This window comes from Chitinophaga sp. CF118 (genome assembly GCF_900112615.1).
GTDB lineage: Bacteria > Bacteroidota > Bacteroidia > Chitinophagales > Chitinophagaceae > Chitinophaga.
Genome location: NZ_FOMK01000003.1, coordinates 964,286 through 983,777, shown reverse-complemented (window position 1 = coordinate 983,777; position 19,492 = coordinate 964,286). Strand labels below are relative to the sequence as shown.

9 protein-coding genes are annotated in these 19,492 nt (G+C 43.4%); 7 read left to right on the top strand and 2 right to left on the bottom strand.

Translation table 11 applies throughout. From position 1 onward, the window contains the following. Positions 1-20: 20 nt before the first annotated feature. Entirely contained in the window at positions 21-1,805 is a 1,785-nt protein-coding gene (locus BM176_RS16195; protein WP_090104808.1) for a M23 family metallopeptidase, read from the bottom strand. Between the two features lie 304 nt (positions 1,806-2,109). Here BM176_RS16195 and sprA point away from each other — a divergent pair, with 304 nt between their 5' ends. The 7 genes from sprA (at position 2,110) to BM176_RS16160 (ending at position 18,326) form a co-directional block, all read left to right on the top strand. Continuing rightward, positions 2,110-9,297, top strand: a complete 7,188-nt coding sequence (sprA, locus tag BM176_RS16190) for a T9SS outer membrane translocon Sov/SprA (protein ID WP_255373520.1) — start codon at positions 2,110-2,112, stop codon at positions 9,295-9,297. Between the two features lie 48 nt (positions 9,298-9,345). Next, complete coding sequence (locus BM176_RS16185; protein WP_090104804.1) at positions 9,346-9,960, top strand: RNA polymerase sigma factor; 615 nt, start codon at positions 9,346-9,348, stop codon at positions 9,958-9,960. Between the two features lie 75 nt (positions 9,961-10,035). Further along, positions 10,036-11,172, top strand: a complete 1,137-nt coding sequence (locus BM176_RS16180; protein ID WP_090104803.1) for a FecR family protein — start codon at positions 10,036-10,038, stop codon at positions 11,170-11,172. A gap of 50 nt (positions 11,173-11,222) precedes the next feature. Further along, a complete protein-coding gene (locus BM176_RS16175) occupies positions 11,223-14,540 on the top strand; it encodes a TonB-dependent receptor (RefSeq protein ID WP_090104801.1) in 3,318 nt (1,105 codons plus the stop codon). Between the two features lie 12 nt (positions 14,541-14,552). Further along, positions 14,553-15,977 (top strand): RagB/SusD family nutrient uptake outer membrane protein, encoded by a 1,425-nt coding sequence (locus BM176_RS16170; protein WP_090104799.1) that lies wholly within the window; start codon positions 14,553-14,555, stop codon positions 15,975-15,977. A gap of 1 nt (position 15,978) precedes the next feature. Further along, positions 15,979-16,698, top strand: a complete 720-nt coding sequence (locus BM176_RS16165) for an SGNH/GDSL hydrolase family protein (protein ID WP_090104797.1) — start codon at positions 15,979-15,981, stop codon at positions 16,696-16,698. Further along, a complete protein-coding gene (locus tag BM176_RS16160; protein ID WP_090104795.1) occupies positions 16,695-18,326 on the top strand; it encodes an FAD-dependent oxidoreductase in 1,632 nt (543 codons plus the stop codon). Before BM176_RS16165 ends, BM176_RS16160 begins: the two co-directional genes overlap by 4 nt. Positions 18,327-18,405: 79 nt before the next feature. Here the strand turns inward: BM176_RS16160 and BM176_RS16155 are convergent, their stop codons facing one another. Then, positions 18,406-19,380 (bottom strand): sugar phosphate isomerase/epimerase family protein, encoded by a 975-nt coding sequence (locus BM176_RS16155; RefSeq protein WP_090104793.1) that lies wholly within the window; start codon positions 19,378-19,380, stop codon positions 18,406-18,408. Positions 19,381-19,492 lie beyond the last annotated feature (112 nt).

The window sequence follows — 19,492 nt, the reverse complement described above, 5'->3', positions numbered from 1 at the left end:
AATCAACACGCTACTAAAACCTATTTTCCCCAAATAGCACTGAAGTGCTGATTGTCATCATAGTTCTGCACTTTCACCAGGCGTAATCCCTGCGCTGAGAACTGGTTAAATTTAGATTGATAATCTGAAGATGACATCCCGAAATAAGCAGCGTAGTTATTCTGCTTCGGACGCCATACACCTCCTACCTTACCATTATCTACACAGATACTTTTCAGCTCCCAGCTTTTATACAGTTCATTGAACTTATTACCGAAATCAGCAGCGTTCATACCATAATAAAGATAGAAGCCATTATCAGATGGTTTGTTTACAAACACAGCTGCATGATATCTTTTACCATTTACGGTATAATCTGCGTGTTCCTGTACATGCCATTTCTTAGTTACTACATAATTTTTCCATGCAACATCAAAAGCAGCATCATCTGTATTATGGAAAGACTGTGCTGTTTCTCCGGCAGGATTCTTTTCCCATATCACAGAAAAACGTGGATTGCCACTACCGTCTTTGGTAACTGAAATCTGACGGGGACGGAATCCCTGGCTGCTGTAGGTATTGAAATAACTCTGATAAGTACTGCCGGTCATGTAAAAACGTGCATACCATGCACCGGTAAGTCCCCACTGGAATGAACCTGCGGCATACAAATCACCACCATTTTTATCCACACTCACTGTTTGCAATGCCATACCCATACCGGTATAGTAAGACCAGAATTTGTTTACGATATCCAAAGGAACATTATGGAAACTTGGGTAAAAAGGAGCAAACAAACGTGCATACGGTGTATTGGCTTCCAGATCATAACAACTTACGCTGCTGCTGTTATAAGTACCATATGGATCTACCAGTACCCATTCGCCTGAATGGCCGCTGCGTGTATCCAGTACCCTTGTTTCATAATGCAGGTGTACGTTAAAAGAACGGGTATCCGGATTCTTCATAGTACCATCATCATTCAGTATAACGCCAATTCCACCGGAACCGGTATTACCGGAATTACCGATAAAATCACCAGCCTGTACCATATCATTCACTTTAACTTTGATCACCTGACTGTTAGTTCCCCAGCATAAATTACTGCTGGTACCATTGTTGGCAAATGCCATGTATTTGGCAGAAGGAGATTTTTTAGCCTGTGCACGGTCATGGTCATACCCATTACGCAGATGCAGATAAGTACTCCGGTATTTATAACCGTCTGGAGCAGTATGTTCAATGGTGACATTATTACCTCCACCATCAGACCACTGTACAGTGATTACCTTTCCTGGAGCAATAGCATATACACCAAAGGAAGGATCTTCATTCGCAGCTACGCTAGATTTGCCATAATCAATAGCGCGGTGGGCATCATTCTTACCATCATTATTATTATCCCAGCTGTAATAAAATCCTTGCCAGATACTTACTACGCTGTTGCGATAAGGCAGATATAAAGGCATATGTGCCTTTACAGAACTGTAAACTGGTTCCAGATCAGCTTCCACTACAGGTTGTGCACAAACATTGGCAGCGTACATTTTTGCCAGTGCTGTTACACCTGGAGCATCGGTTTCAGTTACGATTACCGGCTGCCTGGGCGCTATTCTAACAGCCTTACGGTCAGATACCATCTTTAAGCTGCTTAAGACCGGCCTATTCGTCATTTCATCACCATCCGGTCCATTCGGAATGGCTATCATGGGCTTCTTTACGCTTTTATAAAGAATTTCGGAAGAAAACTGGTCTTCCTGTTGAGGTTGTTGTGCACACACATGTAAACAAAGGAACATGGCAGCTGTAAAAGTTGCGATTTTCATACTATTCGGGGTTTAAATTAAATTCAGGATGCAAAGTAAATGTAATTGTAAATGTAATAGAAAGGCCAATTAATATCTGGTATAAATTAACGGATAAACGGTTCCCTGCATAAAATATTAGGTTTATAACTGCTTTCAACTGACTAGTTTACCATTTCATCTAGACAATTCTCCTGTCTATAGTCAACCAGCAATACTATTTTAAAGTATCACGTTAATGTACAGAGCCGAATTATCGTATAGATAGAATATGAAGGCACGAATTATTGGTAATTACGAAATGCAGCTCAAGTAAGATCGTCGCGTGAAGCAGTCCCTTAGAAAACGAATAAGAAAACACTATGCCACCCTTGCTATTACAAGTGTAGTATTATTTTTCATGATTGATACAGCAGCGCGGGATCTTCACGGAACTGTTTATACGCCAGGCTCTGTTGACGTAAAAGATACTGTTATACCTGTAATGGATACACTGAAATATCCATTGCAGGATCGTCATGGAGTAAGGCTGATTGACCACACGGAAAATGCAGTAGATCTGAAAGATCCGAAAGGTATTCTGCAGGATGTGGAGTACGATCCTGTTACCAGGAATTATATTATCTCTGAAAAAATAGGTGATCAATATTATCGCAAGCCTACTATTATGAGCTTCCAGGATTTCTATAACATGCAATCCCGGCAAAGCGAAAGTGATTATTTTAAAAAGCGGGCATCTACACTGGGGAACCTGAACAGGAAAAATGAAGCTCCGGAACTCATTAAAAGCAACAGCATCTTCGACCGTATTTTCGGCGGTAATAAAGTAGATATAAAGCCACAAGGCTCATTGGAAGTATCCATGGGTTATGATGGTCAGTATGTCAATAATCCTGTGCTGACAGAACGTGCCCGCAAGAGTGGTGGATTTGACATGAACATGAACATCAACATGAATGTGACGGGAAAGATCGGCGATAAACTGAAACTCATTACCAATTATAATTCACAGTCCACTTTTGATTTTGAAAACCAGGTAAAGCTTGAATACACCGGTTATGACGATGAGATAATAAAAAAGATAGAAGCTGGTAATGTGAGCTTCCCGCTGAACAGCTCACTGATTAGCGGGATGCAATCACTGTTCGGGATTAAAACACAATTACAGTTCGGGCGACTCACAGTCACTAGCGTATTATCCAGTCAGAAGTCGCAGAAACAAACATTAACCCTCAAAGGTGGTAGTCAGTCGCAGTCTTATACCATCAAAGGAAATGCCTATGAAGAAAATAGAAATTTCCTGATGGCACAGTTCTTCCGGGATACCTTTAATTACGCAATGGGCAACCTGCCCTCTGTGCGTTCACTAGCAAACATCACCAGGATAGAAGTATGGGTCACCAATAAAACAGGGACTACCATTAATACCCGCAATGTGGTAGGCTTAATGGATCTGGGGGAATATAATCCCTACAACACCAATGCCGTACACGTCATTGCCGGAGGTAAACTGCCTTACAACGGTATCAATGATCTCTATAGTAAACTGTCAGAAGATAATGCCAGCAGGAATCCCAGCACGACAGTAAGCCAGTTACAGGCAGCAGGATTAATACCGGTGCAGGACTATGAGAAAACGTATGCCCGTAAGCTGGACAGTACGGAATATACCATCAACAGGAAATTAGGGTTCATTACATTAAACAGCCAGCTCACATCAGACCAGGTGCTGGCTGTTGCCTATGAATACAGTTATAATGGCCGCACCTATAAGGTAGGAGATTTTGCACAGGACGTTCCTCCAGATGATAACAATAATGCAAACAGCCGGGTGCTGTTTCTGAAAATGCTGAAAGCAACTGCTGTAAGAACAAGGCTGCCTATATGGAATCTGATGATGAAAAACATCTATTCCACAGGTGCATATCAGCTAAGCAGCACCGATTTCACGATGGATGTATATTACAACGATCCCGGAACAGATACACGAGCTGCCAGTCAGCGACGTTATCTGCCCGATGCTGTAAATGAATACAGCGGAGCTCCCATCATTTCTATCCTCAACCTGGATAATCTCAACAATAATAATGACCCACAGCCCGATGGCGTATTCGACTTTGTAAGCGGATATACTGTAGATGCCTCTAACGGACGCATTATCTTTCCTGTACTGGAACCATTTGGCAAAGACCTGGCAAAAGCTTTCGGTGGTAATGCAGCACTTGAGAAACAATACCTCTATCCACAACTGTATGATTCTACCAAAACAGCGGCAGAACAATATTCCGCCCTCAACAGATTCGTAATTAAAGGTAGCTACAAAGCTGGCAGTTCATCTGAAGTATCGCTGAATGCATATAATATCCCTTCAGGTTCCGTCACTGTTACTGCAGGAGGTAAAACACTGATAGAAAATCTCGACTATACAGTAGATTATAATTTAGGCAGGGTAAAAATTATCAATGATGGCATCCTCAGTTCAGGATCTGCCATTAATATTGCATTTGAGAACAGCGGTGTATACGGGCAGCAGGTAAGGAATTATATGGGTACAAGGCTGGATTATACAGTGAATGATAAGTTATCACTCGGATCTACGATCGTTCACATGAGCGAACGCCCCTACACCACCAAAGTAAACTATGGAGAAGATCCTATTAATAACACTGTAATAGGACTGGATGGAAACTATAATTCAGCCTCTAAAACACTTACCCGTTTACTGAACAAACTTCCTAATTATAAAACTACCACACCCTCCCAGATAAGCCTCACAGGAGAAGTGGCAAGACTGTTTCCCGGACACAGTAAACTGATAAATTCATTTGGCAGCAGTGAAGGACAAGTATACATCGATGATTTTGAAGGAACAGAAAGTAATTACGATCTGAAATCACCTTCTTCCAGCTGGGCACTCGCCTCCACTCCTGCCGGTGCCACAGATACTACAGGAATGGAAATGTTTCCTGAAGCAACCCTGATCGATTCACTGGATTATGGGAAGAACAGGGCACTCATGGCCTGGTACATTATAGAACCAACACTACAGATCACCACCAATACGGGATTACCCGCAGGTATTACGAAAGATGATCAGTCAGATCCGCGCGTAAGAATCGTATATGAAAAGGAAATATTCCCAAATGTTTCTACTGAGTATACACAGTCCCAGCTCACAACACTCGATCTTGCCTATTATCCTGACCAACGGGGGCCTTATAACTTTGAAGCGGACAGAGCGCAGATAAATACAGACGGCACGCTTAAATCGCCTAAAAAACGCTGGGGAGGGATTATGCGTTCACTTGACAATACCGACTTTGAAGCATCCAACGTCCAGTACATAGAATTCTGGGTACAGGACCCTTTTATAAAAAATCCATCAAGCAGCGGCGGTGACCTTTATTTTAATCTCGGCAGTATTTCAGAAGATATCCTAAAAGATTCACATAAATCATTTGAAAACGGGCTGAAAGCACCCGGCTCTACTACTTATGATTCTACCACCTGGGGAAGGATGCCCACCTACGAGCAACAACTGACAAAGGCATTCGACAATGATGCTAATATCAGACAATACCAGGACGTGGGCTATGATGGACTAACCACCGCCGACGAAACCTATTACCGCAATAATTACCTGCAACAGTTGCGTAATAACTTCGGAGCAAATTCCGCGGCTTACCAGGCAGCACTGGCAGATCCATCCAATGACAACTACCACTATTACCGGGGAGATGATTATGATGCCAGGAAATTATCTATCCTTGAACGTTATAAACGCTTTAGCATGCCGGAAGGGAACTCTCCTGCTACAAGCAATAATGCATCTTATTCTTCTGCTGCTACCAATATACCGGAATCTGAAGATCTGAATTTTGATAATACAATGAATGAAACGGAAGCCTATTTCCAGTACCGTGTGCATATGAAGCCCAATATGCCTATTGGGTCCAACTACATCGTGGATAAAATCAACACTACCGTATCACTGGCAAATGGCACTTCCAATACAGAAACATGGTACCAGTTCAAGATTCCGGTAGATCAGTATAATGCGGCTATAGGGGGCATTGCAGATTTCAAATCCATCCGCTTTATGCGTATGTACCTGACCAACTTTGAAGATTCTGTTGTATTACGCTTTGGTAAACTGCAACTGGTACGTAACCAATGGCGCCAATATGGATATGAACTACAGGCAGGCGCAGGAGATATGGTGACCGCTGCCACTACAACGTCTTTCAATAACACCGCGGTTAACATAGAAGAGAATGCTACCCGTACACCGGTGGCATATGTACTGCCTCCAGGCTTGCAACGGGAAAGCAGTTTGAGTACCAGCAATTCCACCCTCCTGCTCAATGAACAATCATTGTCTCTCCAGGTCTGTAACCTGCAGGATGGAAAGGCAAGGGCTGTATATAAATCATTGGGAATGGACTTTCGCCGTTATAAGAAGTTACAGTTATTCATTCATGCGGAAGCCGTAGATAATGAGAATACATTAAAAGACAAAGACCTCGAAGCAGTAATCCGCATAGGAAGCGACTATACGGAGAACTTTTATGAATACCGTATTCCACTAAGAACTACAGCCTTTGGTGCTAAATCACAAACAGACGTATGGCCCACTGCGAATGAGCTTGATCTCACCCTTACAGATCTCAGCAGCCTGAAACAAACCCGTAATAACGCAGGCGCCTCAACTACTACTCTGTATGAGAAAGTACTTGCAAACGGTAACACGATTGCTGTGATTGGGAATCCTAACCTGGGAGATGTGGAAGGTATGATGATGGCAGTATCTAATCCGGCGAACGATGGTATATCTAAATGCGCGGAAGTATGGTTTGACGAACTGCGCCTCACCGGGCTGGAAGAGAAAGGAGGTTACGCAGCTACCGGCAGGATGAATGTGCAACTGGCAGATCTCGGTACACTGGCTGTTAGTAGCAGTATGCACACATCCGGTTATGGTGCGGTAAACCAGAGCCTGAATGAACGCTTCCAGGATAATCTCCTGCAATATGATGCTTCCATAAACCTGGACATGGGGAAACTACTGCCCAAAAAAGCACGTTTATCCATTCCGGTATATGCGGGTAAATCGCAATCTTCCAGTATGCCTGAATACGATCCTTTCGATATCGATATCAAACTGAAAGAAAAATTAAAACTGGCGGCAAATAAACACGAAAGGGATTCTATCAAAGAACAAGCACAGGATCTGACTACCATTACCAGTCTGAACATCACCAACCTGCGAAGAGTGAGTGATGGTAAGAAAAAGCTCAAGCCCTGGAGCATTGAGAACTTTAATCTTACCTATGCTTACACAGGAACAAAACAGCATAATCCGGCAACTGAAAATTATGAGCTGATCAAAAACCGTGGAGTACTGGGGTATGATTTTAACGAACAAAGTAAATTCAAAGAACCATTCAAAAATCTCATCAAAAGCAAATCTCCCTGGCTGGGATTGTTGAAGAGCTTTAACTACAACCTGCTGCCTTCCAATGTGAACTTCCGGGCAGATATTTCACGCCAGTTCAGCGCATCAAGGCTGCGCAATGTGGGGAGCGATTACAAGCTCAGAGAAACGTTTAGCAAGTACTTCAACTTTGATCGTTATTATGGTATTAAATGGGATCTTACCCGTAATCTCAGCTTCGATCTTACAGCAGTAAACAATGCCAGGATTGATGAACCGGATGGCCGGATCAATACCAAATCAAAGAAAGACAGCGTATGGAACAACCTGAAGAAACTTGGGCGTAACACCAATTATTTCCAGACGTTTAACAGTACTTATACCCTACCGCTGGCAAAGTTCCCTCTGTTAAGCTGGACCAATGTAGCAGTTAATTATGCGGCACAATACCGGTGGACAGCGGCTTCGCTGGCCAACAGGATCCAGGGGAATACCATTGAGAATACACAGACCACTGCTATCATTGCTGAGTTTAAATTCAGCGAATTGTATAACAGGTCTAAATTCCTGAAACAAATTCAGGGAACAGCCAGCAAGCCACAGCCCGGAAAAAAGGCAGCTAAAGAATCTGAGTTAAAGGTATCTCCTTTACTGAAAAAACTAATCAGACCACTGCTGGCTATCAAACGAATCAATATCAACTATTCAGAAAATAACTATACACGCTTACCGGGGTATATGGACAGTACACAATTACTTGGAATGAACTGGCATAGTAATCAACCCGGAATGGCATTTATATTCGGTTACCAGCCTGATTCAAAATGGCTGGATAACAAGGCTAAACGTGGACTGATCAGTAAAGACACTCTCTTTAATTCACAGTTTCAGCAACAGTTTACACAGGCACTGAATATACAGGCGCAACTGGAACCAGTTCCCAGTTTGCGGATAGACCTTACACTCACCAAATCATTTTCCAAGAATCATTCGGAACTATTCAAAGACCGTTATGGCTCTGGAGAATATGAACATCTTGACCCGTATGAAACCGGTGGTTTTGAAGTGACCAACATCATGCTCAAAACACTGTTCCTGCATAACGGTCTTACACAAAGTTTTACCAATTTCAGGAATTACCGCGCCATTCTTTCCAGCCGTTACTGGGCTGCCAATCCTTATACAAGAGACCCTACCCTGCCAGTGAATGATACAGGTGATGCGGCTTATAAATACGGTTATGGAAAGTATGAACAGAATGTTCTGATCTCTGCATTTCTTGCTGCGTATACAGGGAAAGATCCCAATAAAATCGGGCTGATAGCTACTTCCGGCCTGGATAAGATCCGGAGTAACCCTTTCAGGAGTATGATTCCCCTGCCCAACTGGCGTATTACCTACGATGGACTTAGCAGGCTGCAGGCATTCAGTGATCTTGTGCAAAGCCTCACGCTTACACATGCCTATATCAGCAGTCTGAGTATGAATTCCTTCAATACATCATCCAGTTACATGGATGAAAAATCACTGGGATCCCCAAGTTTCAGGGATTCCATTTCCGGCAACTACGTTCCTTATTATGCAGTGCCAAATGTTACCATGTCCGAGCAGCTATCACCTTTACTGGGGATAGATGTTACGCTAAAGAATAACCTGAACATGCGCATGGAATATAAGAAGACCCGCGCATTAAGTCTGAGCCTGACCGACTACCAGTTAACGGAGGCCCGTACCAGTGAAATTACAATAGGTGGTGGTTACCGGGTAAAAGGACTAATGCTGCCTTTCGCCGTGGGAAAAAGCGGTTCGCGTAAACTGGATAATGATCTTAACTTCAGGATGGATCTGAGTTACCGTGATGAGAAGTCGGTCAACAATCAACTGGATGGAGGTGTATCTGTTCCCACTTCAGGACAGAAGGTAGTCAGCATTGCCCCTTCGATAGATTATGTAATCAATAAAAAAGTAAATCTTAAATTCTATTATACCCGCAAACAAACGATTCCCGTATTATCGACTTCCAGTCCTACAATTACCACTACAGGAGGCTTAACATTACGGTTTATGCTGGGACCATAATCTCACATCGCATCTACTCCCCTGTGATAACTTTATTTTATTATTTTTATGTCAACAGGGAAAGAGGGGCCTACCAGCATGCCAGATACTTCACAGCATAAAGCACTTTTACAATTAATTTCGGAGGGCGATGAAAATGCATTCCGCAGTTTCTTCCATGCATGGCAAGGGCGACTTTTCCATTATATCCGGACTATCATCAAATCTCCACAGGTAGCAGAAGAGGTAGTTATGGATGTGCTAACCAAATGCTGGCTGGGCAGGGACCTTTTACCCCGTATCGATAACCTGGAAGGTTTTATGTTTCGCATTGCCTATCATCGTGCCATAGATTTTCTGCGGGCCGCCAACCGTGATCCCAAACTGGTAGACCTGCTCATGGAGCAAATAGAAATGGCAGATGCTTCAGCTGCAGACAACCGGGTCATCTCCAAAGAATATGATCAAAAGTTAAGGGAAGCTATAGGACTGCTAAGTCCACAGCGCCGCAAAGTATACCTGCTCAGCCGGGAAAACGGGTTATCCCATAAAGAAATAGCCTCCCGCCTTGGTCTATCCAAACATACCGTAAGTAATCACATCACTGAATCCCAACGCTTTATCCAGCAATACCTGGCAGAGCATCTCAATCTGGTACTGGTATTTTTGCTGTTCTATAAATAATTTTTCAATTGCATTAGTTGTACCCTCTTTTTCCGGCGTCTTGCTATAGAAGGCGGTCAATTTCTGCCTGTACATATGAATAGGATTAATCTTTTATGGCAACGATACCTGGATAATACCTGTACCCGTGAAGAACTGGAAGAACTGCTGGCAGCTACAGACAATGATGAGCTACGTAAAGTCATGGAACTGCACTGGCATAATAGCAGTGAACAGGAAGGCATTCCTGATGCAACAGCCAAACTGGAAGCCATACTGGCCAATACACCGAAGCCCTATAAAGTTAACTGGCGTCCCTATGTCGCAGCTGCATTAATAATAGGTATCATTGCTGGCATATACCTATATACCCAATCTACTGAAACCAAAACTATCGGTATCGTAAACAATACTCCCCACAATATTAAGACCGACATACAACCCGGTAGTAATAAGGCTATACTAACACTTGCAGATGGCTCTGAGGTTCCACTCGACAGTAGTGGCAGCAAACTACTGCAACAGGGAAATACTACCATCCGGCGTCAGCCGGGGCTTCTTCAATATGCCAGTACAAAGGAACATTCCGCAACGGCGAGTTTTAATACGCTTTCTACGCCCCGTGGCGGACAATACCAGATAATGCTGCCAGATGGTACAAAAGCCTGGTTAAACGCCGCATCAAAGCTTAAATACCCCACTGTGTTCAATGGGAAGGAACGGGTGGTGGAACTGGATGGCCAGGCATACTTTGAAATAGCAAAAAGTGGCAGTCAGCCGTTTAAGGTCCGGGTAAACAACACAGAGATTCTTGTATTAGGTACCAGCTTTGATGTAATGGCTTATTCTGATGAAAAAACGATCAATACCACCCTGCTGCAAGGTGCTGTAAAAGTGGTGGCTAATAATAATACCCAATTATTACATCCCGGAGAGCAGGCATTGGTCGCCATCGGCGCAGCTGCGATAGGAATTAAAAAAGTGAATACGGATGATGTGATAGCCTGGAAAAACGGGTACTTCTCTTTCCGGGATGCTGATCTGCCAATGGTTATGCGCCAACTCGCAAGATGGTATGATGTAGAGATCAGTTACCTGGGAGCCATCCCACAAGGCACCTTTTCAGGAGAAATAGGCAAAACGCTTTCCCTTGAACAGGCATTACAAATACTTGAACAAACAAGAGTACACTTTAAAATAGCTGGCAGGAAAATCGAGATCCTGCCCCAGTAATTTAAATATAAACTACTACCGTCAACCGGTGGTGAACAATTTTCCATGTTATGAAACTGACAGCTCTGCTACTGACATTTGTCTTGCTGAAGGCAAGCGCCAACTGTAATTCCCAACCGGTCACTTTTTCAGGTACTAATGTTCCCCTGGAAAAGGTTTTTGCCGCTATTAAACAACAGACCGGGTATGTATTTTTTCACCGTAATGAGGATATGATAGCGGCCCGCCCCGTATCTGTATCCCTCAATAAAGTTCCTTTGGAAACTGCGTTACGTAGTATTCTGAAAGACCAGCCACTCGCATTTGCCATCCAGGGCAATACTGTTGTAATTAGCCGTAGAACCAATATGGCAACACCGGTAACACCTGAGGCTCAGGTAGACAAACTCCAGGGAAAGGTCGTAAACGAAAAAAACGAACCGATTCCTGGTGCTACCATTCAGATCAAGGGAACACATCGTGGTACCGCTACCAATGAGGCAGGTATCTTTACACTCACAGATGTGCCTGATGATGCCGTGCTGGTGGTATCGGCACTCGGACTTAAAACCCAAACCATCACGCTTACAAAAAATCAGTCTACCATCACCATCACACTGGAAAGTGGTACAGAAGCCCTCGGAGAAGTGATTGTTGTAGGTTACGGACAGGTAAAGAAAACAGACCTTACCGGTTCTGTAACAACAGTATCCGTCAATGAAATAAAGAAGGTGGCCGTCACCTCACTGGACCAGGCATTACAGGGCCGGGCTGCAGGTGTACAGGTAACACAAAACTCCGGTGCCCCAGGTGGTACCACCACAATCCGAATCAGAGGAGGTAACTCCATACAGGGCGATAATGAACCACTCTACGTGATAGATGGAATCCCTTTTAAAAATGACGGAGCTTCAAGTGGTTCCAGCTTCAACGTACTGAGTACGCTCAATCCTTCAGATATTGAATCCATGACCATTCTGAAAGATGCGTCGTCAACCGCTATCTACGGTTCCAGAGGATCTAATGGTGTAGTGATCATTACAACCAAACGTGGCAAGGCTGGCAAATCAGTTATCAACTTTGATACTTATTATGGCATACAAAATGTACGCAGAAAATACCCGGTATTAAATGCACAGGAATATGCCAGATTTGTTAATGAGGCAAATACCAACGATGGGCTGGCTCCTGTATATACAGATGCCCAAGTCTCCGCCTTGGGTAAAGGGACAGACTGGCAGGATGAAATATTCAGACAGGCCCCCACTGCCAACTACCAGTTATCAATCAGTGGTGGTGATGAGAAAACGCAATATGCCATCTCTGCCGGATACTTTACACAAAAAGGAATTGTAGTCAATTCTGATTTTAACCGCTACTCATTCCGCATCAACCTGGACAGAAAACTAACCAACAAAATAAAGATCGGTAACAGCCTGTCAGTCAACCGTACACTCAATAACCAATCACGTACAGATGGTAGTCTTGGAAGCGCAGGGCTGGTAACTATGGCGGCTTTACAATTTCCGCCATTACTGCCGGTATATAAAAATGGCAGTTACCTCATTACAGATCCGGCGCTGAATTTCACAGCAGATAATCCCGCGGCACTTGCAAAAGAAAGTAAGAACAAGAACACCGCTTACCGTATTTTCGGAAACGTATTTGCTGAATACCAGGTAATAGAAGGGCTTAGCCTGAAAGTATTGCTCGGTATAGACGGTATTATGCAAAAACAGGACAGCTACCTGCCACGGAGTGTATCGAGCGGACTGGCACAGGGCGGAGCAGGATCTGTTTACAATGCACAATCTCTTACATGGCTCAACGAAAACCTGCTAACCTACACCAAAACAATCAATAAAATCCATAGCTTTTCATTCCTTGCAGGTTATACTCAACAGGCGAACCGTACAGAGAACAGTACAGCTTCGGCCAGAAGTTTTGTAAATGATAACCTTGGCACAGGTAATTTAGGCGCAGGTGCTGTAGCAGTAACACCTTCTTCAGGCATCGGTACCTGGGGGCTGGTATCATACCTTGGAAGAATTAATTACAGTTACAGGGATAAATACCTGCTCACTACATCTTTCCGTGCAGATGGATCTTCCCGTTTCGGTGCGAATAAACGGTTCGGGTACTTCCCTTCAGCTGCTATAGCCTGGCGTGTATCCGAAGAACCTTTTTTGAAATCTCTCAAGGCAATTAATGATCTGAAACTGAGAGTGACTTATGGATCAACAGGCAACCAGGATGGTATTGGTAATTACCCTGCTTATTCTCTTTTAAGTACACAAAACTATGTGCTGGGGAATAACGTAACCACGGGTATAGGGCCCTCTCAGATAGCTAATCCTGATCTCTCCTGGGAAACAACTACACAGTCAGATATTGGTCTGGATCTGGCACTTTTCAACAGCAGGATCAATATCACTACTGACGTTTATTTAAAGCGGACAAAAGACCTGTTGCTGAATGTAACCATCCCCGGAACATCCGGTTATTCCAGTGCTATTAAAAATCTTGGAGAGGTAGAAAACAAAGGAATAGAACTTAGTATCTCCACTAAAAACCTGGATGGTGTTTTTCAATGGACTACTGATTTCAATATTGTATCCAACAAAAATAAAGTGCTGAATATAGGCGGATCCCCGCAGATCTTTGCAGGAGAAGTAGCCAACATAGCACAAAACGTTAATTCCGGTATCATCCGTGTGGGTGAACCTCTGGGATCTTTTTACGGATATGTTACCGATGGCATTTATCAAACGGCGGCAGAGCTCACAGCGCTTACAGATGCCAGTGCTAAAAAAGTAGGCGACCGCAAATACCGCGACCTTAACAACGATAAAAAGATTGATGATAATGACCGTACTATTATAGGAAGAGCACAGCCGTCATTTCTTGGTGGCATCAGTAATACCTTCTCCTATAAAGGAATTGATCTCACCATCTTTTTCCAGGGAGTATCCGGCAATAAAATATTAAATGCAAACCGTTTTGAACTGGAATACCTGAACGGCACAACCAATCAGGATCGCGATATGCTTGACCGCTGGACACCAACACACACTAATACCGATATTCCACGTGCAGCCACTACCCGCCCGGCGAATCGTATTTCCACCAGGCAAATTGAGGATGGTTCTTACCTCCGGCTAAAGAATGTGCAACTGGCCTACAACTTACCAGCTGCTGCACTGAAAAGTTTGCATGTGCAATCTGTTCGTGTATACGTTACCGCTCAGAACTTTGCCACATGGACAAAATACAGCGGCTATGATCCGGAGGTAAACCGCTTTGGGCAAGACAGCCGTAGTCAAGGCTTTGACTACGCCAGCTATCCTGCTGCCAGGACTTTGCTTTTCGGACTAAACGTCAACTTCTAAACAACACTACGTATGAAAAACTACCTTCCTCTTATATTAATATTCCTTTGTTCCTGCAATCTGCTCGATCAAACATCCGAATCAAGTTTTACACCGGACAACTTCTATAAAAATGCAGATGATGCGAAAGCCTCAGTGAATGCGGCATATGATCCATTAAACACCCAGAACATGTACAACCAGGTAATGTGGGTATTGCAGGATCAGGCAACAGACGACGCTGAATGGGGAGGTGGACGTTCTACGGCCAACCAGGCAAAGAATGATCTGGACAAATACACCTTTACTGCTGCTACCAGCACATTCCAATCTATATGGACAACCGCCTATCAGGGTATCAATCGCGCTAATACCGTACAGGACCGTATACCCGCCATCGCTATGGACTCCGCCGTAAAAAGCCGTTTACTGGCAGAGGCCCGGTTCCTGAGAGGCTTTTACTACTTTACACTGGTAAGACTGTTTGGTGGTGTACCGCTAATCTTGCAGGAAACAACATCACTCAATAACCTGGCTGTTTCAAGATCTACGGAAGACGAAGTATATACACAGATTATTGCAGACTTTACAGCTGCTGAAAGTGCACTGCCACTCACTTATACAGGTGCAGATGCCGGCAGGGCTACAAAGGGTGCAGCAAAAGCATTTCTCGCCAAAGTATATTTAACCAGGAAGAACTGGCCGGATGCTGCAGCTAAATCAAAGGAGGTAATCGATCTTGGTATTTACAACCTGTGGGATAACTTTGCAGATGTCTTTGCACTACCTAATAAGAATGGCAAAGAAGCCATTTTTGAAGTGCAGGCCGTAGGCGGTGGATTAGGAGAAGGAAGTTATATGCAGGGTTATATGCGGCCTAATTTTGACCGCGTAAATGGTATTTCCGGCTTTGGAGATGATCCTGTTACTGCCAACCTCTATAATACTTATCGCCCGGAAGATAAACGCAGAGATGTTACCATAAAACTATATACTGCCACCAGTACACCGGCAGCACCTGCCAGCATCACCTTTCCGGCATATGTTTACAAATACCTGGACCCTTCGGCTACAGCCAATGGAGAAGGCAGTAATAACTTTCCCATTCTCCGTTTTGCTGATGTATTGCTGATGTATGCAGAAGCGTTGAATGAACAGGCTGCCGGTAACACAGCTGCTTACGATGCTATTAACCGCATCCGTAAAAGAGCAGGACTGGAAGATCTTCCGGCTACACTTACCCAGGATCAGTTCCGCGATAGCGTACTTCTGGAAAGAAGACTGGAACTGGCATTTGAAGGACACCGCTGGTACGATCTTGTAAGAACCAAAAGACTGATCAGTGCCATGAAGGCTCAGAATCCAGGCATCAGCGTTAAAGGAAATAACTATTTATATCCTATTCCACAAACAGAGAGAGATGTAAATCCTAACTTATCACAAAATCCGCTTTACTGATATGCATCGCCGTAGTTTTTTACAAACAGGACTACTCACTACTTCCCTGGCTTTCCAGGAGAAATACTTTCCTGCAAAAAAAGGTTTCTCAGGTTCTTCAGAAATTGTGAATGCCGGCATAGGTGGAAACAATACAGCCGATCTCCTGAAACGGATAGATACCGATTGCCTGGCACTTCATCCGGATCTCACTATCCTTATGATAGGAACAAACGACATGAACAGTAGGAAGTATATTCCGTTAACTGCTTATGAAAAGAACCTGCGGGAAATCGTTTCAAAAATCAGGGGGATTAACAGTCAGGTATTACTCATGAGTATCCTGCCTGCCTATGAGCCTTATTTGTATACCCGTCATCCGCAATCGTTTTACGCACCTGAAGGCCATAGCGGCAGGAAGCAGAAAGTGAACGAAGTGATTAAGAAGGTGGCAGAGGATTATCGTCAATCCTTCCTGGACATGGACCATATTTTCCAACGGATAGGCAATGTGGGCACCGGTCCGGATAGCCTCATACAGAATGAGGCTAATAGTAAAAAAACGGATGGTATTCATCCTACTCCGGAAGGTTACCGTACAATGGCTGTGGCTATCTTTGAGTATCTTACAGAGCGGCAACTTCCGCTAAACCGTATTGTTTGTTTTGGAGATAGCATCACATTGGGTGATGGAGGTACTGAAGGGAAAAGTTATCCTGCTTATTTAAAAAGATTATTATGAAAAAACTGATCGTTCTTATTACAACATTATTTTCTGCTCACGCTTATGCCCAACAAGCAGATGTAATTATCTACGGAGGCACAGCAGCTGCGGTTACAGCAGCCGTACAGGTAAGCAAAATGGGTAAATCAGTAATCATTGTTTCGCCAGACACTCACCTGGGAGGGTTATCATCCGGTGGATTAGGCTTTACTGATACCGGGAATAAATCCGTGATAGGCGGACAGGCTCGCGAATTTTATCACAGGGTATACCTTCACTACCAGCAACCTGATGCATGGCAATGGCAAAAACAATCTGAATATGGCAACAAAGGACAAGGTACTCCTGCCATGGATGGTACTGAGCGTACTATGTGGATCTTTGAACCGCATGTAGCGGAACAGATCTTTGAAGATTTCATTAAAGAAAATCACATTAAAGTATACCGGAATGAATGGCTGAACAGAACCTCCGGTGTATTGAAGAAGGCAGGAAAGATTGTATCTATCACAACACTAAGCCATAAAACTTTCTCTGGTAAAATGTTCATCGATGCTACCTACGAGGGAGATCTCATGGCTGCTGCAGGTGTAAGCTATCATGTAGGCAGGGAAGCCAATAGTGTATACAATGAACAATGGAATGGTATACAGGTAGGTGTATTACATCATGGTCATCATTTTAAAACGAACATTAGTCCGTATAAAATTCCGGGCGATGCTTCCAGCGGATTATTACCCCGTGTTTCTGATCAGCCTCCCGGCAAAAAAGGAGATGGTGATAATAAGATCCAGGCATACTGTTTCCGTATGTGCCTCTCAGATAATCCGGATAACAGGATCCCTTTTCCCCGCCCTGCCGGTTATGATTCCACGCAATATGAGTTACTGGTAAGAGTGTTTACCACAGGGGGCTGGCGTGAAACGTTCAATAAATTTGATCCTATCCCCAATCATAAAACAGATGTAAACAATCACGGTCCTTTCAGTACGGATAATATAGGAATGAATTATGATTACCCTGATGCTTCTTACAAAAGAAGAAAGGAGATCATTAGTGAACATGCACTTTATCAGAAAGGACTTATGTATTTTCTGGCTAACGATACCCGTGTACCTGTTGAAGTACATACTGCTATGCAGAAATGGGGATTGCCCAGGGATGAGTTTAAAGATAATGGTAACTGGCCCCACCAGTTATATATCCGGGAAGCCCGCCGTATGACAGGCGTTCATGTAATGACAGAGAATGACGTGATGGGGAAAAATGAGGTGAGTCAGTCTGTAGGTATGGGATCTTATACCCTCGATGCTCATAATGCGCAACGTTATGTAAAAGAAGATGGGTTTGTACAAAATGAAGGTGATATAGGAGTAGATATCAAACAACCTTATCGCATCTCTTATGGCGCTATTATACCTAAAAAAGAAGAATGTCAGAATTTACTGGTACCGGTATGCGTATCAAGTTCCCATATTGCCTTTGGGTCTATCCGAATGGAACCTGTTTTTATGATTCTTGGCCAGAGTGCGGCTACAGCTGCGGTATTAGCAATTGACGGGAAGAAAGCGGTGCAGGATGTTGATTATGAAAAACTGAAAGCACAGTTATTAAAAGATAAGCAAAGATTGGAAGCGGGTAATTAATTTTAATTACAGCCCCTTCTATTAATTTAATGAGGCCGGCCAAAAAGACTTTTTAGCCGGCCTCATTAAAATGGACTAATTATTTCTTCAGTAAATTATTCTTCACATAATCGTAACTCTTCTTAATGCTTACAAAAGGATCAATTGTGATTTTGTCCTGTTCTACAAAAGCATATTTCAAACCTGCGGTACTCGCATTTGCAAAGATCTTTTTGAAATCTACCGCACCTGTTCCCACTTCAGAAAACTTCACTGTTGGGAGAATTTCCATAGATGGTTTATGATCAGCCTCTCCTCCTGTGATTTTATCTGTAGCAGATTTATCTATATCCTTTACATGCCACATAGGAAAGCGTCCTGGATATTTCTTAAATAAAGTAACAGGATCGCTACCTGCTTTTATGGCCCAGAAAAGATCCAGTTCAAAACTTACCAGTGATGCTTCTGTTTCTTTCAACATGATTTCATATCCACTCATTTTTACATCCGGCTGCTGTTTAAACTCCCAATAGTGATTGTGGTATCCTATTTTTAAACCGGATTTTTTAGCCAGTTCACCTGCCTTATTTAACTGCGCTGCTATGAATTTAAAATCGTCGGCGGTCAGTTTATCCCATAAAGCATACGGTGGCACAGGCACTATCAGATATTCCTGCCCCAGTTCCGCCGCAATAGCAAGCTGTTCTTTTAGTGCTTCATCCTTACCGTTACCAGGGGTTAAGAAGTCATTCAACTGGTAATGTCCACTGTGAGAAACCAGGTTATTTGCTTTCAGCAATGCTTTCAGACCTTTAGGATCCAGTCCCCAGAATTGGTCTTCCTGATTAGGGCCTTTGTAACCATAATAGGTTTCCACATGCGCATATCCTGTCTTAGCCACCTGTTCTATAGTACCTTTTACATCTTTTGTAAGCTGGTCGCGCAGGGTATATAATTGAATTCCAATCTTATTAATGGTATTCGCATTTCCTCTGCTAAAGATATCGGATGGATTAATCATTAATCCTGCGGCAATCAAGCCGGCCTGTTGCATAAAAATTCTCCTGGAGCTCATGATTTTTAGTTTAAACGTGGCATATTATACCGGAAAATACCAAAAATAATAATAATCCGGGCATAATTTGGAGCAACGGTCATTTTTTGGTGCCGGAAAAAATAAGGGCTGC